We start from the raw sequence: 25,891 nt of genomic DNA, 5'->3' as shown, positions 1-25,891 counted from the left end.
CATAGGCGGTCTTCACAGGCTCACTCCCGGAGTCAGGGTTGCAGGCAGGCTCAGGCTGTCGCTTTCCAGCGAGGCGACCGGGTACGCGCAGTAGTCGGCGGCGTAGTAGGCGCTCGGGCGATGGTTGCCAGAGGCGCCGATGCCTCCGAACGGCGCGCTGCTGGCGGCGCCGGTCAGTTGCTTGTTCCAGTTGACGATGCCGGCGCGGCTTTCGATGAGGAAGTCCTCATAGCGCTCGCGGGAATCCGACAGCAAACCGGCGGCCAGGCCGTATTGGGTAGCGTTGGCTTCGCGCACAGCGGCGTCGAAGTCGGCGTAGCGGATCACCTGCAACAGAGGGCCAAAGAACTCTTCGTCCGGGCGCTCGGCCACGGCAGTCACATCGAGGATGCCGGGGGTCAGCAGCGCGGCAGTAGGCAACGGCTGGGTCATAGCCAGCAGCGGCTTGGCGCCCTTGGCCAGCAGATTGTCCTGGGCCTTGATCAGGTGTTCGGCGGCGCCGAGCGAGATCACCGAGCCCATGAAGGGCGCCGGCTGCTCGTCGAAGCGGCCGACCTTGATGGTCGAGGCCACGGCCACCAGACGCTCCAGCAGCGCGTCGCCCCAGGTGCCTTGCGGCACCAGCAGGCGGCGCGCGCAGGTGCAGCGCTGGCCGGCGGAAATGAAGGCGGACTGGATGATGGTGTAGACGGCGGCGTCGACGTCCTTCACCTCGTCGATAACCAGCGGGTTGTTGCCGCCCATCTCCAGCGCGAGGATCTTCTGCGGGCGGCCGCCGAACTGGCTGTGCAGCAGGTTGCCGGTGCGGCTGGAGCCGGTGAAGAACAGGCCATCGATGTCGTCGTTGCTCGCCAGCGCCGCGCCACTGTCGCGGGCGCCCTGGACCAGGTTAATCACGCCAGCGGGAATGCCCGCCTCGATCCAGGCCTGCAGGGTCAGCTCGGCGACTTTCGGAGTCAGCTCGCTGGGCTTGAACACCACGGCGTTGCCCGCCAGCAGCGCCGGCACGATATGGCCGTTGGGCAGGTGACCGGGGAAGTTGTACGGGCCGAACACGGCGACCACGCCGTGCGGCTTGTGGCGCAGCACGGCGGTAGCGTCGGCCAGCGGGCCGCTCTTCTCGCCGGTGCGCTCACGGAAGGCCTGGACCGAGATGGCGACCTTGTTGACCATGCTGGTCACTTCGGTGGCGGCTTCCCACAACGGCTTGCCGGTTTCTTCGCCGATGGCGCGGGCCAGTTCCTCGGAACGGCCTTTCAGCGCAGCAGCGAAGCGTTCCAGCACGGCGACACGCTCTTCCACCGGGCGACGCGCCCAGGCTGGGAAAGCATTGCGCGCGGCGGCAACGGCGGCGGCAACCTGCTGCTCGGAGGCGGCACGACCGGACCAGACCACGGCCTGGCTGACCGGGCAGAGCGATTCCAGCGGCTCGCCTTCGCCCGCCAGCCACTGGCCGGCAATGTAGTGGGTATTCATCATCAGGCTCCCCTGACGCCGGGCGGCGTCAGTTGCGTTTTCCGGAGAGGGGCACCGCGCGGACCGAAGCCCCGGCGGACAGGCGCAGGCGCTTGGCGGTCTGCGCATCGACCACCAGCGAACCGGCGGCCAGGCGCGCGGGCGCGGCGGTGATGCGGCACTCCTCGCGCTTGCGGTTGTGGATCAGGAAGGGCTCGGCGTCATCGCCCGGCGTGCCGATGGCCAGCACCAGGTTCTGGCTGTCGGCGATGGCGCGAATCTTCTCGGTCGGAGCCTCGATGGCGGGGCCGGCGTCGAAGATGTCGACGTAGCCCTGGTAGCTGAAGCCCTCGGCCTTGAGCATGGCCAGCGCCGGCTCGGTATCCGAGTGCACGCGGCCGATCACCGAGCGCGCTTCCTCCGAAAGGAAGCAGGTGTAGAGCGGGAACTTGGGCATCAGCTCGGCAATGAAGGCCTTGTTGCCCACACCGGTCAGGTAGTCGGCCTGGCTGAACTCCATCTTGAAGAAGTGCCGGCCCAGGCTTTCCCAGAACGGCGAGCGCCCGGCGGTATCGGACATGCCGCGCATCTCGGCGATCACCTTGTCGCCGAACAGCTCGCGGAACTCGGCGATGAACAGGAAGCGCGCCTTGGACAGCAGCCGGCCATTCAGGCCGGCGCGGTGGTCGGCATGCAGGAACAGCGAGCACAGCTCGGACTGCCCGGTCAGGTCGTTGGCCAGGAACAGTGTGGGAATCTCGCGGTGGATACCCAGCTCCTGGGAGGCGCTGACGGTCAGACCGACGCGGTAGTTGTACCAGGGCTCGCGCAGGCCGACGGCGCCGGCGACGGCGGAAATACCCACCACCTTGCCCTCGTCGTTTTCCAGCACGAACAGGTAATCGGCATCGGCGCGTTCGGCTTCGCCACGGAAGGCCTTCTCGGCCCAGCTCACGCGGTGCTGCAGGCGCTGCTCATTGGCCGGCAGCGTGGTCAGACCGGTGCCGGTGCTGCGCGCCAGGTCAAAGAGAGCCGGCAGGTCGGCGCTGGTTACGGGACGGACGATCATGCTCTCTCCCCTCAGATCGCAACCAGGCGCACGCTGGCGCCCTCGCCGATGCCCAGGGCTTCGGCGGTTTCCTGATTCAGGGTGACGGGCTTGCCCGGTACCCAGTCGAGTTCGGCGACGACGGCGCGGAAGTCCTGCAACTGGCCGTTGGTCACCAGGTAGCCACGGTTGCCTTTGCCGCCTTCGCCAATGCGCACCGGCACCTGCCGGCTCTGCGCGATGGAGCGGATGCTGCTGGTGCGGGCGTGCAGCGCCGGGCCGCCGTCGAAGATGTCGACGTAGTTGTCGGATTCGAAGCCGTCGCGCATCAGGATATCGAAGGTGATCTGCGCACGCGGGTGCACCTGGCCCATGGCTTCCTGCGCGTCGTCCGGGAGCAGCGGCACGTAGATCGGGTAGTGCGGCATCAATTCGGCGAGGAAGGTGCGGCTCTTCAGGCCCGAGAGCTTCTCGGCCTCGGTGTAGTCGAGGTCGAAGAAGTTGCGCCCGATGGCGTTCCAGAACGGCGACTGGCCCTGGTCGTCGCTGTAGCCGACGATCTCCACCACCACCGCGTCGGCGAAGCGCTCCGGATGGCTGGCCATGAACAGCAGGCGGCCGCGGGAGTTGAGCTCGGCGATCGGCGTGTTCACCAGTTCGCGCTCGACGTAGAAGCTGGTCAGCAGGCTGTTGCCGGTGAGGTCGTGGCACAGCGAGAGGACATGGATCTTGTTGTGGATCTTCAGCTCGCGGGAAGCGTGCACGAAGGTCTCGTTGCGGAAGCTGTAGAACGGTTCGGAGAAGCCAGCCGAAGCCACGATCGCCGAGCAGCCGACCAGGCGGCCGGTCTCGCTGTCTTCCAGCACGAAGAAATAGCTCTCTTCACCGTTGAAGCTCACTTCGGCGGCGAACGAGGCCTCCGAGGCGAGGATCTTCTCGCGCAGGCGTTCCGCGTCGTCCGGCAGCGACGTGACGCCGACCGGGCTGTCCGCGGCGAGACGCTGCACTTGCTGCAGGTCGGCCACTTGGGCGGGGCGCATCACCAGCATGGCGTCACTCCTCTAACCAGACAAAAGTTTCATGATTCTTGGTTTCTGAATCACGGGCGCGACACAGCCTGCGCCGCGCACATCAGGGAATTCGAAAACACCGGCCGGGACGATCCGGCCGGCAGAGCGGCGAGGTGCGAGCCCCGCCGCTTCAGCGTAGCCGGGGGATCAGCCGCGGGTCAGCTTGGCGATGGCGCGCTCGAGGCGATCCAGGCCTTCGTCGATATCGGCATCCGGGATCACCAGGCTGGGCGCGAAACGCACCACGTCCGGGCCGGCCTGCAGGACCATCACACCTTCCTTCTCGGCGGCGTTGAGCACGTCCTTGGCCTTGCCCTTGAAGGCGTCGTTGAGCACCGCGCCGATCAGCATGCCCATGCCGCGCACCTGGGTGAAGATGCCGTACTCGGCGGCGATCTTCTCCAGGCGGACCTTGAAGCGCTCGTGCTTGGCCTTCACGCCTTCGAGCACTTCCGGGGTGTTGATCACGTCGAAGGCGGCGCCAGCGACCGCACACGCCAGCGGGTTGCCGCCGTAGGTGGTGCCGTGGGTGCCGACGACCAGGTGCTCGGCGATCTTCGCGGTGGTCAGCATGGCGCCGATCGGGAAGCCGCCGCCCAGGCCCTTGGCGCTGGAGAGGATGTCCGGGTTCACGCCGTAGTACTGATGGGCGTAGAGGTAGCCGATCCGACCGAAGCCGCTCTGCACTTCATCGAAGATCAGCAGCGCGTTGTTCTCGTCGCACAGCTTGCGCACGCCTTCCAGGTAGGCCTGGTCGGCCGGCAGCACGCCGCTCTCGCCCTGCACCGGCTCGATGATCACGGCGCAGGTCTTGTCGGAGATGGCCGCCTTGAGGGCTTCCAGGTCGTTGAACGGGATGTGGGTGATGCCTTCGACCTTCGGGCCGAAACCATCGGAATACTTGGCCTGGCCACCGACGTTGACGGTGAACAGGGTGCGGCCGTGGAAGCTGTTGACCATCGAGATGATCTCGTACTTCTCGGGGCCGTAGACGTCATGGGCGTAACGGCGCGCCAGCTTCAGCGCAGCCTCGTTGGCCTCGGCGCCGGAGTTGGCGAAGAACACGCGCTCGGCGAAGGTAGCGTCGATCAGCTTCTTGGCCAGGCGCAGGGCCGGCTCGTTGGTGAACACGTTGGAGACGTGCCAGATCTTGCCGGCCTGCTCGGTCAGCGCCTGCATCAGCGCCGGGTGGGTGTGGCCCAGGGAGCTCACCGCGATGCCGCCGGCGAAGTCCACCAGCTCTCGGCCGCTCTGATCCCAGACTCGCGAGCCTTCGCCACGCACCGGAATGAAGGCAGCCGGCGAATAGTTGGGAACCATGACCTGGTCGAAGTCGGAGCGTTGGACCTGAGCTTGCGGAGCGGACATCGGTGTTCTCCTGCCTGGTGAGGCGGCTATCGATGAATGGATTGTAGGGACGATCAGCGGGCCGTCATTGCCGCCATGCGACAACTTGTTATAGCGCCAACCCGCGAATTGCCGAGGCTTACGGAAATGCGACAGAAAGCGTCGGGAAGGCGCAGTGTAAGGCCTGCGAACTGCTGCGGGTACCAACGCGCGTGGAATTTGTTCGCTCGGCGAACGAGCGAAACGGGAATAAGGCGGCAGAGGCTTTTCATGTAGGAGCGAGCTTGCTCGCGAACGCTCTTACCGGCCACATCGGCGTCGGCGGTTCGCAAGTTCGTAGGATGGGTGGAGCGCAGCGATACCCATGCTGCCAGCGCACCGGACCAACAGGGGCCGGACGAACGATTACGCGTTGACCTTCGAGCTCTTAGAGACGATGTCGTTTGAAGCCACCCTATTGACGGGTATCGCTGCGCTCCACCCATCCTACAGAAGCACGGGGTCAGCCGCGCTCGGCGACCACCGGGGCGGCTTCGGCGGCGCCCTGGCCGCGGCGCTGGTTGCGGTCTTCGCGCGGGGTCACGCCGAAGAAGTTGCGGTAGGCGCTGGAGAAGTGCGGGCCGCTGGAGAAGCCGCAGGACAGGCCGATCTGGATGATCGACTTGCTGGTCTGCATGAGCATCTGCCGCGCGCGGTTCAGGCGCAGTTCCAGGTAGTACTGGCTCGGCACACGGGTCAGGTATTGCTTGAAGATGCGCTCCAGCTGGCGGCGCGAGACGCACACGTGCTGGGCGATCTCGTCGGTGGTCAACGGCTCTTCGATGTTCGCCTCCATCAGCAGCACCGCCTGGGTGAGCTTCGGGTGGCTGGAGCCGAGACGGTTCTTCAACGGGATGCGCTGGCGTTCGGAACCTTCGCGGATGCGCTCCACCACCAGCTCTTCCGACACCGCGCCAGCCAGTTCCGCGCCATGGTCGCGGGACAGCACGGCCAGCAGCAGGTCGAGCACCGCCATGCCGCCACAGGCGCTGAGGCGGTCGCGATCCCACTCGAACAGGTGGTTGGTGGCGATGACCTTGGGGTAACGCTCGGTGAAGTCGTCGTGCCAGCGCCAGTGCACGGCAGCGCGATAGCCGTCGAGCAGGCCGAGTTGCGCCAGCGGGTAGATGCCGGCGGACAGCGCGCCAATGCTCACGCCACTGCGCGACAGCTGCTTGAGCGCGGCGCCCAGCGGCGCGGAGATTGTCTGGGGAATCTCGTCGGCAACCAGGAAGATACGCTGGCACTGTTCCAGCACACCGCTCCAGGGCTGCCCCGGCAGGCGCCAGCCGTCCGCTTCGGCCACCGGTTCGGCGCTCATGAACACCGGTTCGTAGAGCGCTTCAGGGTGCAGCCGGCGGGCGACCCGCAGGGCCTCCTCGGCCAGCGCGAGGGTCAGCGCCCGCGTGTGCGGCCAGAGCAGGAATCCGATGCGTTGTGCGGTCATGCGGCAGGTTCACCCAACGGTGCGAATGACAGACAGCTTACTTCAAGCTGCCGGAAAGGAACTGCTTGAGGCGTTCCGATTGCGGATTGGCGAGGACTTCCCTCGGGCAGCCCGTCTCTTCCACCAGCCCCTTGTGCAGGAACACCAGCTGGTTGGAGACCTCGCGGGCGAAGCCCATCTCGTGGGTCACCACCACCATGGTGCGGCCTTCCTGGGCCAGGTCCTGCATGACCTTCAGCACTTCGCCGACCAGCTCGGGGTCGAGCGCCGAGGTCGGCTCGTCGAACAGCATCACTTCCGGCTCGACCGCCAGCGCACGGGCAATCGCCACGCGCTGCTGCTCGCCGCCGGACATGTGTGCGGGATAGGCGTCCTTGCGGTGCGCCACACCAACTTTCGCCAGGTAGTGCTCGGCCTTTTCCAGCGCCTCTTTCTTCGACACGCCCAGTACATGGACCGGCGCTTCGATGACGTTTTCCAGGGCGCTCATGTGCGACCACAGGTTGAAGTGCTGGAACACCATCGACAGGCGCGAGCGCATGCGCTGCAGCTGCTTGGCGTCGGCGGCCTTGAGCGCACCGTCCTTGTTCGGGGTGAGCTTGAGCTCTTCGCCGTTGAGCAGGATCTTGCCGGCGTGAGGCTGCTCCAGCAGGTTGATGCAGCGCAGGAAGGTGCTCTTGCCCGAGCCGGAGGAGCCGATGATGCTGATCACGTCGCCTGCCTTGGCCGCCATGGAGACGCCCTTGAGCACCTCGTGGGTTCCGTAGCGCTTGTGCAGGTCCTGGATTTCAAGTTTGTACATGGTGTCGGTTCTCGAATTCAGTCGTTGATCAGCCGGCCCTTGCGGAACGGCTCACGCCCGGCCACCTTGGCCAGCCAAAGCCCCGGCTGGGCGTAGCGCCCACGCTCGATGGCGAACAGCACGCCGGAAGTGCCGGCGCGAACGGTGCTGACCTGGTCGTTCAGCGGGTCGACCACTTCGAACAGCGGGTCGCCCTTCTCCACCCACTCCCCCGCCTTGCGCAGGTAGCTCACGACACCGACGTGGGGCGCGTAGAGGTATTCGGTGCCTTCGAACGGCATGCCTTCGCAGCACTCGGCCGGCGCCGCCGGCCAGTCGCCAGCGATCAGACCCTGCTCGGCCAGGAAGCCGAGGATGGCTTCGCAATTGTCCTGCGCCTGGTCGACGCGGGTATCACCCACGCCGCCCAGCTCGACGGTGGTCGCCAGGCACGCCAGCGGAATCGCCGCCTGCGGGAAGGCTTGTGCCAGGCGCAGCCAGGGCAGCGAGCAGGATTCATCGAAGGAACTGCCACCGGAGTCTTCGGCGAGCAGCGCCACGCCGGCCTTCAGGCGCGCGGCCAGGGACTTCCAGCGCGGCCAGTGCTGCGGGATCGCGTAGACATGGATGGCGGCGTCGAAGTCGCAATGCAGGTCGAGTACGACCTCGGCATCACAGGCGTGGCGCAGCAGGATGCGCTGCATGCCCTGCAGCTCGGACGAAGCCGGCGGCAGTGCATCGAGGCCGTCGCGCATGGCCTGGCGGATCAGTTCGACGTTGGCGGCTTCGTCAGCACCCAGCTTGTCGCCGACACGCTCGGCAACCAGAGCGCTCAGCTCGACGAAATCGCGGTTGAAGTTCTTCCCGCTACCGAACTCGAAACGGCCCAGGTGGCTGGCCTGCAGGGTCTGGCCCAGGCCGATGGGGTTGGCCACCGGTACCAGTTCGACGACACAGTTGAGCTGCCCGCGCGACTCCAAGTCGGCCAGGCGCTGCTTGAGTTCCCAGGCGGTGCGCATGCCCGGCAGCTCGTCGGCGTGCAGGCTGGACTGGATGTAGACCTTGCGCGGGCCCTTGCCGTAGCGGAATACGCTCAGGCGACGTTCGCTGCCCAGGCTGCTCCACGGCAGCAGATGATCGATACGTTCCACAGTCGTTTCCTCAGTGCTTGCGCGGCGCGAGATAGGCCAGCCAGCGGCGCTCGGCCAACTTGAACAGGCGCACCAGGGTGAAGGTCATGATCAGGTAGAAGATGCCGGCGGTGATGAACGCCTCGAACGGCAGGTAGTACTGCGAGTACACGGTGCGCGCGGCGCCGGTGATATCTACCAGGGTGACGATGGACGCCAGGCTGGTGGTCTGCAGCATCATGATCACTTCGTTGCTGTACTGCGGCAGCGCGCGACGCAGGGCCGAGGGCAGCAGGATGCGGCGGTACATCTTCAGGCGCGACATGCCCATGGCCTTGGCGGCTTCGATCTCGCCATGGGGTGTGGCGCGAATGCTGCCGGCGAGGATCTCGGCGGTATAGGCGCTGGTGTTGATGGCGAACGCGGCGCAGGCACAGAAGGTGGCGTTGGACAGCCACGGCCAGAGGAAGCTTTCGCGTACCACGGCGAACTGCGCCAGGCCGTAATAGATGAGGAACAGCTGCACCAGCATCGGCGTGCCGCGGATCACGTAGGTGTAGAGCCACGCGGGCAGGTTCACCGCCGGGTTCTTCGAACAGCGCATCAGCGCCAGCGGCACGGCTGCCAGCAGGCCGAAGAACAGCGAGATCGCCAGCAGCTTGAGGGTCACCAGCAGGCCGCTGAAGTAGAGCGGCAGGCTGTCCCAGATGACGGTGTAATCAAAGATCATGCGAGGGCTCCCGGTCTCAAAGCTCGGCGACTTTCACGCCGACCGAATAGCGGCGTTCGAGCATGCGCAGCAGCACCAGGGAAACGCTGGTCACCACCAGGTACAGCGCCGCCACGGCGAGGAAATAGGTGAAGGGTTCGCGGGTGGCGTCCGAGGCCTGCTTGGCCTTGAACATCATGTCCTGCAGGCCGACCACGGAGATCAGCGCGGTGGCCTTGACCAGCACCAGCCAGTTGTTGGTGAAGCCCGGAATGGCCAGGCGGATCATCTGCGGCACCTGGATGCGGAAGAACACCTGCAGCGGGCTCATGCCATAGGCGAAGCCGGCCTCGCCCTGCCCTTTCGGGATCGCCATGAAGGCGCCGCGGAAGGTTTCGGACAGGTAGGCACCGAAGATGAAGCCCAGGGTGCCGACGCCCGAGGCGAAGGGGTTGAGATCGATGTAGTCGTCATAGCCGACCATCGGCGCGACCCAGTTCACCGCGGCCTGGCCGCCGTAGAAGATCAGCAGGATCAGCACCAGGTCCGGCACGCCGCGGATCACGGTGGAATAGAGGTCGCCGCACCAGGCCAGCCACTTCACCGGCGACAGGCGGATGGCCGCGCCGAGCAGGCCCAACGCGATTGCCAGGGCCATCGACAGCAGGGACAGCTGAAGCGTCAGCCAGGCACCATCGACGATGGTGGCTCCGTAGCCATTGAACATAGTTTCGCACCTCTAGACCGGAAGCCGCCCGCAACCGCACGGACGCTGCAGGGCACCCGCCACCTGACGGATCGCCCCCAATAAAAAAGTGGCACAAACATCAGGACCGGGCCTGGGTCTGTGCCACTTCTGGACGTGGATCAGTTCTCGCCGTAGACGTCGAACTTGAAGTACTTGTCCTGTACTTCCTTGTACTTGCCGTTGGCACGGATGCCGGCGATGGCCGTATTGAATTTCTCGGCCAGGGCGGTATCACCCTTGCGCACGGCGATGCCGGCGCCACCACCGAAGTACTTCGGATCGTTGTATTCCGGACCTACGAAGGCATAACCCTTGCCGGCGTCGGTTTTCAGGAAGCCATCGTCGAGGTTGACCGAGTCGGCCATGGTCGCATCGATGCGGCCGGAGACCAGGTCCATGTTGGCTTCGTTCTGCGAGTTGTAGCGCACCACTTCGATGCCGGCCGGGGCCAGGACGTCGGTGGCGTAGCGGTCATGGGTGGAGGCGCGCAGCACACCGACCTTCTTGCCCTTCAGGTCGACCAGCGGGTCGTTCAGGGTAACGCCTTCCTTCATCACGAAGCGCGCGGGGGTGTGGTAGTACTTGTTGGTGAAGTCGACGGACTTCTTGCGCTCGTCGGTGATGGTCATGGACGAGAGAATGGCGTCGATCTTGCGGACCTTCAGCGCCGGGATCAGGCCATCGAACTCCTGCTCGACCCAGGTGCACTTGACCTTCATCTCTTCGCACAGTGCGTTGCCGATATCCACGTCGAAACCGGCGAGCTTGCCGTCAGGAGTCTTGAAGGAGAAAGGCGGATAACCGGCTTCGATGCCGATGCGGACCGGCTTGTCGTCAGCGTGGGCAACCAGGGAAAGCGCGGACAGGGCCAGCGCACCGAGAAGTGCAAACTTCTTCATCAGTAACTCCTTCGAGGGTAGGACTTCGATTGGCAGGAGAAAGGGGTTGGCCCAGGCTGCCCGTGCAGAAGTGAAGGTTATTGTTCGTCTGCGCATTGCCGGCGCGATTCTTGTGAAAAGCGCGCCTACCGGGGTGAGCGGCATTCTAGCGACAGCCCCGGAGCGGTTATTTCTTCAATGCGACAAGTAATTATAGAAGCGCCGGAGACAGAGCCCCGGCGGCTTGACGGCGCGGATTTTACGTGATCCGAAAGCAGGTAGTAAAACCCAATTTACCTGCAGTAATTGGGCCACAAATATCAAACACCAGGTATTACGCGAGGTGCGCGATATTGACTCATTCCGCGCGGACAGAAAAGACGCACCGAATCCGTGCGAACTGTTTCCTGACGCCTCATTTTGTCGCAGGGAAATGTTACCAGTGGGCAGGAAGCACACTGTAGGGCGGATAACCCGGAACGGGTTATCCGCCGATACCCCGCCGACGGATAAGGCGCGTTATGCGCCCTGCGAGCTATCGCCCTCCGCGGAAAGCGAACTCGTAGGATGGGTGGAGCTTGCGATACCCATGCTGTCGATGCGTACGGAATTGATGGGTATCGCTGCGCTCCACGCCATCCTACATTCGTGCTCCGCGAGAGCTTCAGCGCAGGCAGGCGCCCGGCATAAAGACGCAGGAATGAAAAACGCCCCGGCAAACGGGGCGTTTTTCATGGAGCCGCAGATCAGGCTGCGCGCATAGCCTGGTGCGTGTCGATCAGGTGCTGCACCACACCCGGGTCGGCCAGGGTGGAAATATCACCCAGGGTGTCGTACTCGGCCGTGGCGATCTTGCGCAGGATGCGGCGCATGATCTTGCCCGAGCGGGTCTTCGGCAGGCCGGGCGCCCACTGGATCACGTCCGGAGTGGCGATCGGGCCGATTTCCTTGCGCACCCAGGCACGCAGTTCCTGACGCAGTTGCTCGTTGGTTTCCTCACCGGCATTCAGGGTGACGTAGACATAGATGCCCTGCCCCTTGATGTCGTGCGGTACACCAACCACCGCGGCCTCGGCAACTTTCGGGTGGGCCACCAGGGCGCTCTCGATCTCGGCGGTGCCCATGCGGTGGCCGGAGACGTTGAGCACGTCATCGACGCGGCCGGTGATCCAGTAGTAGCCGTCCTCGTCGCGACGGGCGCCGTCGCCGGTGAAGTACATACCCTTGAAGGTCTTGAAGTAGGTGTCCACGTAGCGGTCGTGGTCGCCGTACAGGGTACGTGCCTGGCCCGGCCAGGAGTCCAGGATCACCAGGTTGCCCTCGGTAGCCCCTTCCAGGATGTTGCCCAGGTTGTCCACCAGCGCCGGCACCACGCCGAAGAACGGCTTGGCGGCGGAGCCCGGCTTCAGGCCGTGGGCGCCCGGCAGCGGGGTCATCAGGCAAGCACCGGTTTCGGTCTGCCACCAGGTGTCGACGATCGGGCAGCGCGACTGGCCGACGGTCTCGTAGTACCACTGCCAGGCTTCCGGGTTGATCGGCTCGCCGACCGAACCGAGCAGGCGCAGGCTGGAGCCATCGGCGCCTTCGACTGCCGCCTTGCCCTCGGCCATCATCGCGCGGATGGCGGTCGGCGCGGTGTAGAGGATGTTGACCTTGTGCTTGTCGACGATCTTCGCCACGCGGGAGATGTCCGGATAGTTCGGCACGCCCTCGAACAGCACGGTGGTCGCGCCATTGGCCAGCGGGCCGTAGACGACGTAGGTGTGGCCGGTGACCCAGCCGATGTCGGCGGTGCACCAGAAGACTTCGCCCGGACGATAGTCGAACACCCGCTCGTGGGTCAGCGAGGCGTAGACCAGGTAGCCGCCGGTGGTGTGCAGCACGCCCTTGGGTTTGCCGGTGGAACCGGAGGTGTAGAGGATGAACAGCGGGTCCTCGGCGCCCATTTCCTTCGGTGCGCAGGTGGAGCCGGCGACCTTCATCAGGTCCTCGAACCACACGTCACGGTGCTGGTTCCACTTGATGGGAGAACCGGTGCGCTTGCAGACGATGATCTTCTGCACGCTGTTGGTTTCCGGGTTGGTCAGCGCGTCGTCGACGTTGGCCTTGAGCGGGGTCTTCTTGCCACCGCGCAGGCCTTCATCCGCAGTGATCACGACTTTGGAGCGGCAGTCGATGATGCGGCCGGCCAGGGCTTCGGGGGAGAAGCCGCCGAACACCACGGAGTGGATCGCGCCGATGCGGGCGCAGGCCAGCATGGCGACCACGGCTTCCGGGATCATCGGCATGTAGATGGTCACCACGTCGCCACGGTGCACGTCCTGGCCACGCAGGGCGTTGGCGAACTTGCAGACCTGCTCGTGCAGTTCGCGGTAGGTGATTTCCTTGTGCTCGGAAGGATCGTCGCCTTCCCAGATGATGGCGAGCTGGTCGCCGCGCTCGGCCAGGTGACGGTCGAGGCAGTTGTAGGAGAGGTTCAGGGTGCCGTCAGCGAACCACTTGATGTCCACGTGGTGGTCATCGAAAGAGGTCTGCTTGACCTTGGTGAACGGCTTGATCCAGTCGATGCGCTGGGCCTGTTCGCGCCAGAAGCCGTCGGGGTTGACCACCGACTGCTGATACAGCTTCTTGTAGGTGGCCTCGTCGGTCAGAGTGGTCGCGGCCACTTCGGGACGCACGGGGTACACGGATGCCGCTGTCATGGCGTTTTACCTCGGTGAAGAGTGTTGTTTTTGTTGCCCTAAGTTGTAACGGCGACACCCTTCCCCAGGCCATTCGACCATGGTCTTACCAATCCTTAGTCGTAGTGATGGGCCCCATCAGCCTTACTGCCATGGGGCCGCGACAACCTGTCACATGCCCAGCGCGTGGGGCAGCGCCAGCGAGATGTAGGGCACGTAGGTCACCAGGATCAGGAACAGCAGCAGGATCATCAGCCACGGCAGCGCCGCGCGGATGGTCGAGCCCAGCGGCAACCCGGTGACCGCCGAGGTGACGAACAGGTTGAGCCCCACCGGCGGGTGCACCAGGCCGATCTCCATGTTCACCACCATGACGATCCCCAGGTGGATCGGGTCGATGCCCAGGCGCATGGCGATGGGGAAGAAGATCGGCGCCAGGATCAGCACGATGGCCGAAGGCTCCATGAAGCTGCCGGCCACCAGCAGCACCACGTTGACCATCAGCAGGAAGCCGATCGGCGTCAGCCCTTCCTGCATCACCCACTCGGTGATCTGCTGGGGAATCTGCTCGGTGGTCAGCACGTGGGCGAAGAGCATGGCGTTGGCGATGATGAACATCAGCATGATGCTCAGCCGCCCCGACTCCACCAGCACCTTGGGGCAATCGCGCAGGCGCATGTCCTTGTAGACGAACAGCGCGACGAAGGCCGAGTAGACCGCCGCCACCGCCGCCGCCTCGGTGGGCGTGAACAGCCCGGAGTAGATGCCGCCGAGGATGATCACCAGCAGCAACAGCCCCCAACCGGCGCGACGTGCAGCGGACAACCACTCACGCAGGCTGGCGCGCGGCTGCGCCGGGAGATTCTTTACCCGCGCGACGATGTAGATCACCACCATCAGGATCACGCCCAGCAGCAGGCCCGGCACCACGCCGGCGACGAACAGCTTGCCCACCGAGGTCTCGGTGGCGGCGGAGTACACCACCATGACGATCGACGGCGGAATCAGGATGCCCAGGGTCCCGGCGTTGCAGATGATCCCGGCGCCGAACTCGCGCGGGTAGCCCGAACGCACCATCCCGGCCACCGCAATCGAGCCCACCGCCGCCACCGTTGCAGGTGACGAACCGGACAGCGCGGCGAACAGCATGCACGCCAGCACCGCGGCAATCGCCAGGCCGCCACGGATGTGGCCGACGCAGGCGTTGGCGAAATCGATCAGCCGGCGGGCCACGCCGCCGGTGGTCATGAAGGCGCCGGAGAGCAGGAAGAACGGGATCGCCAGCAGCGTGTAGGCCTCGGAGGTCTCGAACAGCTTGATCGCCAGCGAGCGCACCGAGTCCGGGCTGAACAGCAGGATCGTCAGTGCGCCGGAAAGCCCCAGGGAAATGGCGATGGGCACGCCGATGAACATGAAGACGAACAGCAGGAGGAACAACATCATCACGGTCATGGACGATTCTCCGCGGCTTCTTCGCCAGCCAGTTTCGAGGCCTCCGCGGCCTCGTCGGCGAGGCCCAGGCCGAGCTGGCGGCCGCGCAACAGGTTGACGAGGATTTCCAGGTAACGCAGGAGCACCAGGCCGAAGCCGATGGGCACGATCACCGCGATGTAGGCCTGGAGGATGCCGAAGTGGTCGAGGTCTTCGGCGCCGATGCCGGCGATGAACAGGGTCTTCACCCAGTCGAAGCTGGCGACCATGAACAGCCCGGCGTAGCCCAGGCAGCAGAGGCAGGCGAGCACGCCGATGCAGCGTTGCACCGGGCGCGGCGCCAGCTTCACCAGCGCATCCACGCCCAGGTGGCCGGCGGTACGCACGCCATAGGCGATGCCGAAGAAGATCAGCCAGCCGAACAGCGCCTTGGTCAGCGCGTTGCTCCAGGACATGTCCTGGGCAGCGCCGAGGATCGCGTCGCCGATGGCGTAGAACGGTGCCTGCACGGCGGGCAGGCGATCCCCCAGGTCATAGAACAGGGTGAAGACGTTGGTCATCACCACGTAGACGAAAGTCACCAGCGTCATGGTCGCCAGCAGGAAGGCGATGGCGCCCTCCTCGAAGTGGTTCCAGACGCGCACGAGTCGATTCATGGAATAAGCTCCAGAAAGCCCCGCCATCCAGCGGGGCCGGACGGATCAATGGGGACGATTGGAGGCTTCGGCGGCCTGGAGGAAATCGGCGCCGACGTTGTTGCGGAATTTCTGCCACACCGGCTGCATCGCCTCACGCCAGTCGGCGCGCTGCTGCGCGGTGAGTGCGTGGATCTCGCTGCCGCCGCTGGCGAGGATGCGCTGGCGGGCGTCACGGTTCAGGCGCTCGGCTTCCAGGTTCACCTGCACGGTGACCTCGGCCATGATCTTCTGCAGCTCGTCGCGGATGTCGGGCGGCAGGCCGTTCCAGAACTTCGCGTTAGTGATCACCATGTAGTCCACCAGCCCATGGTTGGACTCGGTGAAGTACTTCTGCACCTCGTTGACCTTCTGGCTCTCGTAGTTCGACCAGGTGTTCTCGGTGCCATTCACCACGCCGGTCTGCAAGCCCTGGTAGACCTCGGCGAAGGACATCTTGCGGGAGATCGCACGCAGCTCGCGGAACTGCTCGTTGAGCACATCGGAGGCCTGCACGCGGAACTTCAGCCCCCGCGCATCGCCCGGCTCGAGCAGCAGGCGGTTGGCCGACAGCTGCTTCATCCCGTTGTGCCAGTAGGCCAGGCCGAGGATGCCCTTGCCCTGCATGCTGGTCAGCAGGCTCTGGCCCTGCGGGCTGCGCTGGAAGTTGTCGACGGCCTGGATGTCGTCGAAGAGGAACGGCAGGTCGAAGATCTGCACCTTCTTGGTGTACTGCTCGAACTTGGCCAGGGACGGCGCGAGCATCTGCACGTCGCCCAGCAGCAGTGCTTCCATCTCCTTGCCGTCGCCGAACAGCGAGGAGTTCGGGTAGACCTCCACGCGCACCCGGCCGGGCAGGCGCTCTTCAGCCAGGCGCTTGAACATCAGCGCGCCTTGCCCCTTGGGCGTGTTCTCCGCGACCACGTGGGCAAACTTGATCACTATGGGTTCATGAACAGTCGGTTCATGAATAGTCGGTTGATTGGCAGCCTGCGGTTCATCGGCAGCCTGTGTGGCAGTAGCGCAGGCCAACGCCAGGACGGCGAGCAACGCCCGCCCCGTCGATCCAAACATCGATCCAAACATCGCGTCACCCTCAATTTGTTCTTGTGCTTGCGAGGTGAGCCTGGCGGCAGGCTCGCAGGGAGACTGACGCAAATGCTGGCGTTCGGAGAATTCGTCTTTTCCCAAAGCCGCGTTCGACACAGCGGAACGCAAGGCGCGAAAAGAAACGCCCGGCGATGGCCGGGCGCGGAAGGATTCGCGGGTTCAATGCTGCCGGATAGCGTGTCAGCCAGGCTGTCGGGTGCGGTGTTCGAGCATCATCCGCTCGTGTTCCTCGAGCATGCCGGGCACGCAGTCGCGGAGGAATTCCACCCAGGTGCGGATTTTCGCATCCAGGTACTGGCGCGACGGATACAGCGCATAGACGTTGAGGTGGAACAGACTGTAGTCGGGCAGCACGCGCACCAGGCTGCCGTCCTTGAGTCCTTGCACGGCGGAATACACCGGCAGCGCGCCAATGCCCATGCCGGCACGCACCGCCTCGGTCATGGCGTCGGCGGTGTTGACCTGGAAGTGGCTGTGGTTGATGCCGACCATTTCCTGGCCGTCGGGGCCGTCGAACAGCCACTTGTCCAGCGACATCACCGAATTCACCAGGCGCAGGCAACGGTGATCGGTCAGCTCCGCGAGCTGCTTGGGCATGCCATGGCGCGCCACGTATTCGGGGGACGCGCAGAGCACGCTGTAGGTCTTGCCGATGCGCTTGGAGACGAAGCCCGAATCCGGCAGCTCCTGGGCGATGACCACGGAGATGTCGTAGCCCTCGTCGAGGATGTCGGTGATGCGGTTGGCCAGGGTCAGGTCGAAGGTAACCTCCGGGTAGATCTCGCAGTACTGCGAGATCGCACGGATCAGGTAGTGCTGGCCGATGCCGGTCATGGCATGCACCTTCACCTTGCCATGGGGCCGGGCGTGAGCGTCGCCGGCCTCGGCCTCGGCTTCCTCGATGTAGCCGAGGATCTGCTGGCAACGCTGCAGGTAGCGCTGGCCGGCTTCGGTGAGGGCGATGCGGCGGGTGGTGCGGTGTAGCAGGCGGGTACGCAGGTGCGCTTCGAGCTTGGCCACCGTCCGCGAGACGTAGGCGGTGGTGAGGTCCATGCGCTGGGCGGCAGCGGTGAAGCTGCCGGTCTCGGCGACACAGACGAAAGCACGCATGTTGTGCAGCAGGTCCATCATTTCTCCTGAGAGCCTGTCCACGCCACGGCGGGCGGCCTCTGCAACGGCGCTCGAACGAGCAACGCCTTGTTACAGATTCATGACAGGCGGCGAATTGTCGCACACCTGTCGCGACGGGATTATTGTCCTTTCAGGCAACAATAATTCATCCAACCGTCAGCTTATCCTGCCCCCCGGCGCACTTCTAGAATCGCCCTCCCCAACGCGGTCTGCCGCGACACCCCAGGATTCGCACCCGTGCTCCGCCTTTCGTGCAACGTGCCTCCCACTCCTCTGCACCTCGAACTACAGGGTCCTCAAGGCCCGATCCAGCCTCACCACCGCCTGCCGAGATAAGCCTGATGAGCAGTCTATCCGTGCGCCTGCCCAAGGCCGCCGCGGTGCGCTTCGCCCTGTCCGACTGGGCGCACACCGATGGCGTCACCTGGATGTTCATCCTCAAGACGCTGATCACCGCCTTCACGGCGCTGTGGCTGGCCTACCGTCTTGAACTGCCGCAGCCCAACACCGTGCTGGTCAGCGCCTTCATCGTGCTGCAGCCGCAGAGCGGCCAGGTACTGGCGAAGAGTTTCTACCGCATCCTCGGCACGCTGGCCGGGCTCACGGTGATGGTCACCTTCATTGCCCTGTTCGCCCAGGAGCGCGTGCTGTTCCTGCTCTGCGTGGCGATCTGGGTCGGCCTGTGTACTGCCGGTGCGGCACGCTATCGCGACTTCCGCGCCTACGCCTGCCTGCTCGCCGGCTACACCGCCGTGATGATCGGCATCCCCGCCACGCTGCACCCCGAAGGCGCCTTCATGCAGGCGCTGTGGCGGGTGATCGAGATCACCCTGGGGATTCTCTGCACCGGCGTGGTCAGCGCCATCGTCCTGCCGCAGACCAGTACCGCCGCCCTGCACAACGCGCTGAACACCCGCTTCGGTGACTTCGCCGGCCTCGCCAGCGCCGGCCTGAATGGCACGCTGGAGCGCGAGCGCTTCGAGCAGGCCAGTGCGCGCATCGCCGCCGAAGTGGTGGGCCTGGAAAGCCTGCGCAACGTCACCGCCTTCGAAGACCCGCACATGCGCCTGCGCAGCGGCCGCCTGGCACGACTGAACAGCGAGTTCATGCAGTTGACCACACGCTTCCACGCCTTGCAGCGCCTGCTCGACCGCCTGCGCGAGCGGCAGGCCAGCAACGTGCTGGAAGTGCTGATGCCGTGCCTGATCGACGTCAGCGAACTGCTCGCCAGCTGGCACGGCCGGCCGCTCAGCGAAGCGGACGCCGAGCGCCTGAGCGTGCAGCTGGAACTCTGCAAGCATCACCTGATGCCACGTATCCGCGAGGCTCGCGCCAGCCTCGGCCACACCTGCCCGCGGGAAGCCGACCAGCTGGATTTCGAGACCGCCGCCGAACTGCTGTTCCGCTTCGTCGACGACATGCACAACTACGCGCAGACCCACGCCTCGCTCGCCGCGCACAAGCACGAGCGCGAGCAGTGGAAGGAGCGCTTCACGCCCAAGGCCAACGCACTCGCCGCAGCGGTTGCGGGCTTTCGCTGCGCGCTGCTGGTGATCGTCGGCGGGGTGTTCTGGATCGAAACATCCTGGCTCAGTGGCGCCACCTTCGCGCTGACTTCGGTACTGATCGCCGCACTGTCCTCCGCCTCGCCCAATCCCAAGCGTCTGTCACTGCAACTGACCCTCGGCACGCTGCTCGGCGCCACGTTGGGCTTCATCCTGACCTTCCGCGTGCTGCCGCACATCGACGGCTTCCCGCTGCTGTGCTTCGTGCTCGCACCGGTGTTCACCCTGGGTGCCTTCCTGATCACCCGGCCGAAGTGGAGCGGCTACGGCGTCGGCCTGCTGGTGTGGTTCTGCATCGCCTCGCTGCCGGCCAACCTCGCGCGCTACGACGCCTACACCTTCATCAACGAATACCTGGCGATGCTGCTGTCCATGGGCATGGCGGTGGTCGCGGCGATCGTCATCCTGCCGCCGAACCGGCCATGGTTGTGGGAGCGTCTGGAAGCCGAGCTGCGCCTGCGCGTGGTACGGGTGATCAGCGATCCGCTGAAGGGCCTGTCGTCCAACTTCGAGAGTGGCACCCGTGATCTGCTCAATCAGGCCTACGGGTTATCCACAGGGCGACCTGACGTGCAGCGTCGCCTGTTGCGCTGGACTTTCCAGGTGCAGGAGATCGGCCTGTCGATCATCGAGTTGCGCCGCGAACAGGAAGCCCTGCCGAAAGAGCCCTGGTACGCCGAGCGCATGCCCTGGCGGCGGGCTATCCGCGCGCTGGGCCGAGCGCTGATCCGCTTGTTCATCCAGCCCAGCGAAAGCAACCGCCAGCGCGCGCTGGCTGCCGTGGAGCACGCGATCCACGCGACCCGCACTACCGACGATCGCCGCCCGCCGCACTTCGATTCCTCGCCCTTGCGCCGCGTGTGCAGCTACCTGCACTTCATCCGCACCTCGCTGCTCGACCCACAGTCGCCGCTGCGCGATTGAGCGGGTCGGGTTCGCGAGCAAGCTCGCTCCTACAAAAAACCCGACGCCCACCTGTAGGAGCGAGCTTGCTCGCGAACCGCACGGCACGGCACCGAACTTCAGATCGTTTCGTAGGAGCGGACTCCGTCCGCGATCGGCTGATCCAATCGCCAGGTTCAGCCTGAGAGCGGCATGCCAGACATCGCGGACGGAGTCCGCTCCTACGAGATACCTCTGCGCTTGGGCCATCCCTCACCCTAGCCCTCTCCCAAGGGGAGAGGGGACCGTTCGATGCAGGATGAAACGTCGGCAACAGCCGGCACGGAGGGCTCCCTCTCCCCCTGAGAGAGGGCAGGGGTGAGGGGAAAGCATCGACACGGGCTTCCCGAGAAAGACAGTTGCCCCTACGCCCCCTGCAACTGCATCCCGAAATTGCCAGAACCTGCGACCACCCGCCGCAAGAGCACCCCTGCAACCCGCATCAATCCTGGATTGTTGCCTCTGAGTACGAAGTCTTGTTGGCGCCTGGATATATGACTCAGGTCAGGTAAATCCTATTATTTCCGTGCTGTTACAGCGCGCGCCGCAACACCACCCAAGACCCGTAATCAACCCCAACGATTCCCGACGCAGCCACCCGCTGAACGTCACGGACCCGTCACGTCCGGACACCGGGAACAAGGCAGGTAAATTCATGAAAGCTGTAGTCATCCTGGCCATGCTGGGCTTCTCTTCGCTCGCCCTGGCCGAGCAGGTGAACGCCGCCGACCAGGCGCCAAGCGCGGCCGTGGAGCAGTACACCTACGACATGAAACTGGACGTCGCCCACGTCATCTCGACCACCGACGTGTCCAACGAGTGCGGCATCGTGCCGGCGCGCATGACCTACGAAGATACCCAGGGTCAGCGCCACACCGTCGAATACCAGGTGTGGGGCAACGGCTGTTCCGGCGGCTAAGCGACTTGTGCAGTTGCGCCGGGGCCCACGCAGCCCCGGCTTGACTGCCAGCCCTGCCTTACGGCTGCAGCGCCGCTTTCGCAATATTGCGACTGTGTGCGCCGAAGTGCCGGATCAACTGCAGAATCTGCTCATCCAACGCCTCATCGTGCCGGAACGGTTCCGGTGAGTTCCCCGCGCTGAAATCCCCCGCCGGCGCCTTCTCGTTTTCCAGCCAATGGCCGATCGCCGCGTCGAACGCCGCCGCATGGGCATGGGACTCGCTCGCCACCACCTCGCGCAGATACTCCGTCAAATACGGTGGATAACCGCCATCGGTACTGACATCCGCATAGGCCGCCAGCAACGGCGACTGCCCGCCCAGGCGCAGCGTCTCGCGCAGCCAGTCCACCTGATAACGCTCGACGCCCGTATGCCGGTCCGCCACGCGCTGGATCGCGGCCTGCTTGTCGGCATCGAAACCGGCGATGGACTTGCCCGCCGTCCACAGCATGCTGGTGGTCGTCTCACCGGGCAGCGGCGTCGAGTGATACGGCTGGGTCATGTCCTGGATGTAATGCATCGCCCAGCCGAGGAAACGGTAGCCCCAGTACGGGTGGCCCTTGTCGAAGGCGAAGCGCGCCAGGCCGTAGAACTGGTAAGCGCGCCACTCCGGCCAATTGCGCTCCAGGTACGGCGCGCCGGTGAAGATGATCGCGTCCTCGTGGTAGAAGCCCATGTGGAACGGCGCCTGGGAGCTGAATTCATAGCGCGGGTCGCCGAACGGCTGAGTGCCGAAGCCATAACGCTGGCCAGCCTCGCCGGGGTTGTCGCTGAACAGGTTGATATCGTGGCCGAAGTCCGGCTCGTCGGCGGCGCTGGCCAGCACATCGATTGCGGGAATCTTCTCGCCCGCCTGCAACTGCACGAAGCGCCACTGGTTCCAGCCGGACAGGTTGCGGAACACCAGCACCTCCGCCGGTTGCAGCGCGACGTGATTCGGCAGTTCGCCGCCGGGTGGCGGCTGCACCGCGGTGGCCAGCTTGATCTCGGGGTTCAGGCGCAGCGCCATGAGGAAGGCCTGGCGCAGGTCGTCGCGGCCGTCTTCGCTCAGGCGCAGGTCATCCGGGCGCGGCGGGTACTGGCGGAAGTGCTCGCGAGCGTAGGCTTCCTGCTCGTCCAGCAGCTTTACCAGGCCGGCGCGCTGCTGGCTGATGAAGCTTTCCAGCGGTTCGACCTCGACCTCGGGGGCCCGGGCAACCGCCGGTAATTGCTGCAGGGCGATATAGCTGCCCAGGGTGTGATTGGACCAGGCCCAGAGGCTTTGCGGCAGGGCCAGCAGGCCGGCCAGCAGGCAGGTGGAAAGTCGCTTCATCGGCTCTTCGCTCTTATTTGGCAGTGCAATGTGGAAAATTCCGACGCAGCCTAACAATCCAGAACCGCGCAGGCACTGTCGAAGCTTGCCAGCGCGTGTCACCGATAACGCCACGTCTGACCATCATCAATGGCGCATACCGACTCAGCCACTACACTTCCCCGGCATGGATAGGCACCGGTTCCACGCGCGTGCCAGCCACTCGAAATAAGGGCGTCCCCATGCTGCAGTCCGTTTCACCCAAGCAAGACCTCCCCCTCAAGCCCGATCCAGCAGAACCCCGCAGCGGCGTCCTCGCGCCCTTCAGCATCGCCGCGTTCCGCATCATCTGGATCTGCAACCTGTTCGCCAACCTGGGCACCTGGGCGCAATCGGTGGCCGCCGCCTGGGTCGTCACCGAGGCCCACGCGAGCCCGCTGATGGTGGCGATGATCCAGGTCGCCTCGGCGCTGCCGCTGGTGCTGCTGTCGATCATGTCCGGTGTGCTGGCCGACAACCACGACCGCCGCAAGATCATGCTGGTGGGCCTGACGGTGGAACTCTCCGGCGCCGCGCTGGTGACGGTGCTGGCGTTCATGGGCTATCTCGACCCGCTGATGCTGATCGTGTCGATCCTCTGGCTGTCGCTGGGCAGCTCGATCACCATTCCCGCCTGGCAGGCGGCGGTGAACGAGCAGGTGCCGCCGCGCATGCTCGGCGATGCGGTGCTGCTCAACAGCGTCAACTACAACGTCGCCCGCGCCGTCGGCCCGGCCATCGGTGGCCTGCTGCTGTCGGCCACCGGGGCCTCCTGGGTATTCCTGTTCAACTGCATCTGCTATGCCGCGCTGATCTGGGCGATCTGGCAATGGCGCCGCGACGTGCCCAAGCGCACCCTGCCGCCGGAGCACATCTTCGAAGGCGTGATCGCCGCGCTGCGTTTCACCCAGTACTCCAGCGTCACTCGCCTGGTGATGCTGCGCTCAGCGGTCTTCGGCCTGTCGGCGAGCGCAGTCTGGGCTTTGCTGCCGCTGCTGGCACACCGCAACCCGGACGGCAGTGCCTCGGTGTACGGCTACATGCTCGGCGCCCTCGGGCTCGGTGCCATCGTCGCCAGCACGGTCGTGAGCAAGGCACGGCAATGGCTGGGCAGCAGCCGGCTGATCAGCTTCGCCGCCGCGACCCTGGCACTGGTCATGCTGACCCTGGGCTGGGTCGACAATCTCTGGGTGATCTTCCCCGCGCTGGTGCTCGGCGGCGCCTGCTGGATCGCCGCTGTCGCCACCTACAACTCGGCCGTGCAGATCCTCGTGCCCGACTGGGTCAAGGCGCGCGCCCTGGCGCTCTATCAGACGGCGATCTACGGCGGCCTGGCGGCCGGCTCCTTCCTCTGGGGTCACTTCGCCGAAACCATGGGCGTGCAAGGCGCGTTGATTGCCGCCGGCTGCCTGCTGCTGATCTCCGTGGCATTGCTCTACAACTCGCGCCTGCCGGAGCTCAACTCCGCCAGCATTGCCCGCGCACCGGGCGGCGTACCGGGCCAGCCGACCTTCGTGTTCAACCCCGAGCGGGGTTCGGTGCTGGTCTCCATCGAGTACCGGATACCAGCCGAGCGCACCCGCGACTTTGTCCGCGCCGCCAAGCCGCTGCGCCGCCTGCGCCTGCGCAACGGCGCGGAACGCTGGGCGCTGTACCGCGACGTGAGCAACCCCGAGATCTGGCAGGAACTGTTCCTGGTGGACAACTGGATCGGCCACCTGCGCATGCTCGACCGCCTCACCCTGGAGGACAAGACCATCATCGACAACGTGACCAGCCTCCACGACGGCGACGCGCCACCGGTGATTCGCCACGGAGTGAGTTACGAGTCGAGTAGCTATGAAGCGCCACCGGAGACACTGGGCTGACCGGCGCAGAAACAAAAACGCCTCTCGGTCAGGAGAGGCGTCTGGCGTGACGCGGAAGGCTTATTCCGCTGCCGGCTTCTTGCGCTTGAGCGGCGCCAGGCCATCCTGGCTCACGACCTTCGACGGGCCGGCCTTGGGGCGGGCGGCTGGCTTTTTCTTCGCCCCCGCCTTGCTGCCGGTCTTCTTCGCGTCATCCTTTTTCTTCTTGGTGCCGGCCGCCTTGCCGGACGCCTTGACCTTCTTCGGCCCCTTGTAGGTGGCCTTCAGCTCATTGATGACACGCAGCTCGAAGCGCAGCTTGAGGTAGCGCTCGATGCTCGACATCAGGTTCCAGTCGCCATGGCCGACCAGCGAGATCGCAGTGCCGCCGGCGCCCGCGCGACCAGTACGGCCGATGCGGTGCACGTATTCGTCGCCCCGACGCGGGATATCGAAGTTGATCACCAAATCCAGGCTGTCAACGTCCAGGCCACGGGCTGCCACGTCGGTGGCAACGAGGATTTTCACCGCGCCCTGCTTCAGGCGCTCGATGGCCAGCTTGCGGTCCTTCTGGTCCTTCTCGCCATGCAGCACGAAAACCTTGTGCCCGGCGGCGATCAGCCGGCCAGTCAGGCGGTCGGCGGCGACGCGGGTGTTGGTGAAGACAATGGCCTTCTCATAAGTCTCGTTGGTCAGCAACCATTGCAGCAGCTGTTCCTTGTGGCCGACGTGGTCGGTCAGTATCACCTGCTGGCTGACATCTTCATTCAGCTCGCTGACGCGGTTGAGCTGCAGGAACTCGGGCTCGCGCAGGACCTTCTCAACCATCTCGTGCAGGCCGCTGCCAGTGGTGGCGGAGAACAGCAGGGTCTGGCGCTCGGCCGGGCACTGTGCGGCGAGCTTGAGGACGTCCTCGGAGAAGCCCATGTCGAGCATGCGGTCGGCTTCGTCGAGGATCAGCACTTCCACATCGCCCAGCGGCAGGTTGCCGGCGTTGAACTGCTCGTTCAGGCGGCCCGGCGTGCCGATGATGATTTCCGGGTTCTTGCGCAGGCGTGCGCCCTGCACCTTGAAATCTTCGCCGCCGGTGATCAGGCAAGCCTTGATGTAGGTGAACTGGGCGAAGCGCTCGACTTCCTTGAGAGTCTGCTGGGCCAGCTCACGGGTCGGCAGCAGGATCAGCGCGCGAGCGCCGCTCTTGGGCTTTTCCTCGGTGAGCAGGCGATGCAGCAGCGGCAGGACGAAAGCGGCGGTCTTGCCGCTGCCGGTCTGCGCCGTTACCCGCAGGTCGCGCCCCTCCAGGGCCTTCGGAATGGCCGCCGCCTGGACCGGGGTCGGCTCGGTGAAGGACAGAGAATCGAGCGCCTTCAGCAGGCGTTCGTGCAGGGCGAATTGGGAGAACAAGGCAGACCTCGATATCACGTAAAGACCAAATAGCTGCATAGCTTAATGTTTGCCGAGCCCGCGCGCTGGAAATATTGCCAGCCGCCTGCGCGCGGGCGGTGCCGCGTCAATAACCCGACAAACGTAGCGGCGCCCTTCGAAAGGCGATGCCATGCTCTGATGG

Annotated in this window: 20 protein-coding genes; 3 read left to right on the top strand and 17 right to left on the bottom strand. The window is 65.1% G+C overall.

Features of this window, described 5'->3' with window-relative positions; translation table 11 throughout:
* Positions 1–12: 12 nt before the first annotated feature.
* The 15 genes from astD to L6D89_RS01075 form a co-directional block, all read right to left on the bottom strand.
* Positions 13–1,479: a succinylglutamate-semialdehyde dehydrogenase gene (astD, locus tag L6D89_RS01145; RefSeq protein WP_236198499.1), complete on the bottom strand. Its 1,467-nt coding sequence runs from the start codon at positions 1,477–1,479 to the stop codon at positions 13–15.
* A gap of 25 nt (positions 1,480–1,504) precedes the next feature.
* Positions 1,505–2,524: an arginine N-succinyltransferase gene (gene astA, locus L6D89_RS01140; protein WP_236173024.1), complete on the bottom strand. Its 1,020-nt coding sequence runs from the start codon at positions 2,522–2,524 to the stop codon at positions 1,505–1,507.
* Between the two features lie 11 nt (positions 2,525–2,535).
* Positions 2,536–3,552, bottom strand: coding sequence for an arginine/ornithine succinyltransferase subunit alpha (gene aruF / locus L6D89_RS01135; RefSeq protein WP_236198498.1), 1,017 nt, complete (start codon positions 3,550–3,552; stop codon positions 2,536–2,538).
* A gap of 168 nt (positions 3,553–3,720) precedes the next feature.
* A complete protein-coding gene (locus tag L6D89_RS01130) occupies positions 3,721–4,941 on the bottom strand; it encodes an aspartate aminotransferase family protein (protein WP_081517971.1) in 1,221 nt (406 codons plus the stop codon).
* Between the two features lie 481 nt (positions 4,942–5,422).
* Positions 5,423–6,406 carry a transcriptional regulator ArgR gene (argR, locus tag L6D89_RS01125; RefSeq protein ID WP_236198497.1) on the bottom strand — a complete coding sequence of 328 codons (984 nt, stop codon included), beginning with the start codon at positions 6,404–6,406 and terminating at the stop codon, positions 5,423–5,425.
* 37 nt (positions 6,407–6,443) lie between these two features.
* Positions 6,444–7,208 (bottom strand): arginine/ornithine transport ATP-binding protein AotP, encoded by a 765-nt coding sequence (aotP, locus tag L6D89_RS01120; RefSeq protein ID WP_024766334.1) that lies wholly within the window; start codon positions 7,206–7,208, stop codon positions 6,444–6,446.
* 17 nt (positions 7,209–7,225) lie between these two features.
* Positions 7,226–8,338 (bottom strand): succinylglutamate desuccinylase/aspartoacylase family protein, encoded by a 1,113-nt coding sequence (locus tag L6D89_RS01115; RefSeq protein ID WP_236198496.1) that lies wholly within the window; start codon positions 8,336–8,338, stop codon positions 7,226–7,228.
* Positions 8,339–8,348: 10 nt separating this feature from the next.
* Positions 8,349–9,047 (bottom strand): ABC transporter permease, encoded by a 699-nt coding sequence (locus L6D89_RS01110; RefSeq protein ID WP_236173028.1) that lies wholly within the window; start codon positions 9,045–9,047, stop codon positions 8,349–8,351.
* A 16-nt stretch (positions 9,048–9,063) separates the two neighbouring features.
* Positions 9,064–9,753 (bottom strand): ABC transporter permease, encoded by a 690-nt coding sequence (locus L6D89_RS01105; RefSeq protein WP_054907238.1) that lies wholly within the window; start codon positions 9,751–9,753, stop codon positions 9,064–9,066.
* A gap of 140 nt (positions 9,754–9,893) precedes the next feature.
* On the bottom strand, positions 9,894–10,673 hold the full coding sequence (locus L6D89_RS01100) for an ABC transporter substrate-binding protein (protein WP_184593050.1): 780 nt from the start codon (positions 10,671–10,673) through the stop codon (positions 9,894–9,896).
* Between the two features lie 725 nt (positions 10,674–11,398).
* Positions 11,399–13,354, bottom strand: a complete 1,956-nt coding sequence (acs, locus tag L6D89_RS01095) for an acetate--CoA ligase (RefSeq protein WP_138522567.1) — start codon at positions 13,352–13,354, stop codon at positions 11,399–11,401.
* Positions 13,355–13,504: 150 nt separating this feature from the next.
* Positions 13,505–14,785, bottom strand: a complete 1,281-nt coding sequence (gene dctM, locus L6D89_RS01090) for a C4-dicarboxylate TRAP transporter large permease protein DctM (RefSeq protein ID WP_054907235.1) — start codon at positions 14,783–14,785, stop codon at positions 13,505–13,507.
* On the bottom strand, positions 14,782–15,420 hold the full coding sequence (locus L6D89_RS01085) for a TRAP transporter small permease (RefSeq protein ID WP_236198495.1): 639 nt from the start codon (positions 15,418–15,420) through the stop codon (positions 14,782–14,784). The genes dctM and L6D89_RS01085 overlap by 4 nt, the downstream gene beginning before the upstream one ends.
* A gap of 45 nt (positions 15,421–15,465) precedes the next feature.
* Positions 15,466–16,512 carry a TRAP transporter substrate-binding protein gene (locus L6D89_RS01080; protein WP_236173030.1) on the bottom strand — a complete coding sequence of 349 codons (1,047 nt, stop codon included), beginning with the start codon at positions 16,510–16,512 and terminating at the stop codon, positions 15,466–15,468.
* A 216-nt stretch (positions 16,513–16,728) separates the two neighbouring features.
* Entirely contained in the window at positions 16,729–17,676 is a 948-nt protein-coding gene (locus tag L6D89_RS01075) for a LysR family transcriptional regulator (protein WP_236173031.1), read from the bottom strand.
* A 344-nt stretch (positions 17,677–18,020) separates the two neighbouring features.
* Between L6D89_RS01075 and L6D89_RS01070 the strand changes: the two genes are divergently transcribed.
* Together L6D89_RS01070 and L6D89_RS01065 are read left to right on the top strand one after the other, a co-directional pair.
* Positions 18,021–20,168, top strand: a complete 2,148-nt coding sequence (locus L6D89_RS01070) for an FUSC family protein (RefSeq protein ID WP_236198494.1) — start codon at positions 18,021–18,023, stop codon at positions 20,166–20,168.
* A gap of 673 nt (positions 20,169–20,841) precedes the next feature.
* Entirely contained in the window at positions 20,842–21,105 is a 264-nt protein-coding gene (locus L6D89_RS01065) for a DUF2790 domain-containing protein (RefSeq protein ID WP_024766324.1), read from the top strand.
* A 58-nt stretch (positions 21,106–21,163) separates the two neighbouring features.
* On the opposite strand, the gene L6D89_RS01060 is transcribed toward L6D89_RS01065, so the two are convergent.
* Positions 21,164–22,459, bottom strand: a complete 1,296-nt coding sequence (locus L6D89_RS01060) for a phospholipase C/P1 nuclease family protein (RefSeq protein WP_236198493.1) — start codon at positions 22,457–22,459, stop codon at positions 21,164–21,166.
* Positions 22,460–22,680: 221 nt separating this feature from the next.
* On the opposite strand from L6D89_RS01060, the gene L6D89_RS01055 reads away from it, so the two are divergent.
* Positions 22,681–24,345: an MFS transporter gene (locus tag L6D89_RS01055; protein WP_236198492.1), complete on the top strand. Its 1,665-nt coding sequence runs from the start codon at positions 22,681–22,683 to the stop codon at positions 24,343–24,345.
* A 60-nt stretch (positions 24,346–24,405) separates the two neighbouring features.
* Here L6D89_RS01055 and L6D89_RS01050 read toward each other — a convergent pair whose 3' ends face one another.
* Positions 24,406–25,743, bottom strand: coding sequence for a DEAD/DEAH box helicase (locus L6D89_RS01050; protein ID WP_236173180.1), 1,338 nt, complete (start codon positions 25,741–25,743; stop codon positions 24,406–24,408).
* Between the last annotated feature and the right edge of the window lie 148 nt (positions 25,744–25,891).

This window comes from Pseudomonas pseudonitroreducens (genome assembly GCF_021603645.1).
Taxonomy (GTDB): domain Bacteria; phylum Pseudomonadota; class Gammaproteobacteria; order Pseudomonadales; family Pseudomonadaceae; genus Pseudomonas; species Pseudomonas pseudonitroreducens.
This window is presented reverse-complemented; position numbering and strand designations above follow the sequence as displayed.

Coding starts and splice junctions, on each gene's coding strand:
- astD (WP_236198499.1), bottom strand. CDS start 1,479: ATGATGAATACCCACTACATTGCCGGCCAGTGGCTGGCGGGCGAAGGC.
- astA (WP_236173024.1), bottom strand. CDS start 2,524: ATGATCGTCCGTCCCGTAACCAGCGCCGACCTGCCGGCTCTCTTTGAC.
- aruF (WP_236198498.1), bottom strand. CDS start 3,552: ATGCTGGTGATGCGCCCCGCCCAAGTGGCCGACCTGCAGCAAGTGCAG.
- L6D89_RS01130 (WP_081517971.1), bottom strand. CDS start 4,941: ATGTCCGCTCCGCAAGCTCAGGTCCAACGCTCCGACTTCGACCAGGTC.
- argR (WP_236198497.1), bottom strand. CDS start 6,406: ATGACCGCACAACGCATCGGATTCCTGCTCTGGCCGCACACGCGGGCG.
- aotP (WP_024766334.1), bottom strand. CDS start 7,208: ATGTACAAACTTGAAATCCAGGACCTGCACAAGCGCTACGGAACCCAC.
- L6D89_RS01110 (WP_236173028.1), bottom strand. CDS start 9,047: ATGATCTTTGATTACACCGTCATCTGGGACAGCCTGCCGCTCTACTTC.
- L6D89_RS01105 (WP_054907238.1), bottom strand. CDS start 9,753: ATGTTCAATGGCTACGGAGCCACCATCGTCGATGGTGCCTGGCTGACG.
- L6D89_RS01100 (WP_184593050.1), bottom strand. CDS start 10,673: ATGAAGAAGTTTGCACTTCTCGGTGCGCTGGCCCTGTCCGCGCTTTCC.
- acs (WP_138522567.1), bottom strand. CDS start 13,354: ATGACAGCGGCATCCGTGTACCCCGTGCGTCCCGAAGTGGCCGCGACC.
- dctM (WP_054907235.1), bottom strand. CDS start 14,785: ATGACCGTGATGATGTTGTTCCTCCTGCTGTTCGTCTTCATGTTCATC.
- L6D89_RS01085 (WP_236198495.1), bottom strand. CDS start 15,420: ATGAATCGACTCGTGCGCGTCTGGAACCACTTCGAGGAGGGCGCCATC.
- L6D89_RS01080 (WP_236173030.1), bottom strand. CDS start 16,512: ATGTTTGGATCGACGGGGCGGGCGTTGCTCGCCGTCCTGGCGTTGGCC.
- L6D89_RS01075 (WP_236173031.1), bottom strand. CDS start 17,676: ATGGACCTGCTGCACAACATGCGTGCTTTCGTCTGTGTCGCCGAGACC.
- L6D89_RS01070 (WP_236198494.1), top strand. CDS start 18,021: ATGAGCAGTCTATCCGTGCGCCTGCCCAAGGCCGCCGCGGTGCGCTTC.
- L6D89_RS01065 (WP_024766324.1), top strand. CDS start 20,842: ATGAAAGCTGTAGTCATCCTGGCCATGCTGGGCTTCTCTTCGCTCGCC.
- L6D89_RS01060 (WP_236198493.1), bottom strand. CDS start 22,459: ATGAAGCGACTTTCCACCTGCCTGCTGGCCGGCCTGCTGGCCCTGCCG.
- L6D89_RS01055 (WP_236198492.1), top strand. CDS start 22,681: ATGCTGCAGTCCGTTTCACCCAAGCAAGACCTCCCCCTCAAGCCCGAT.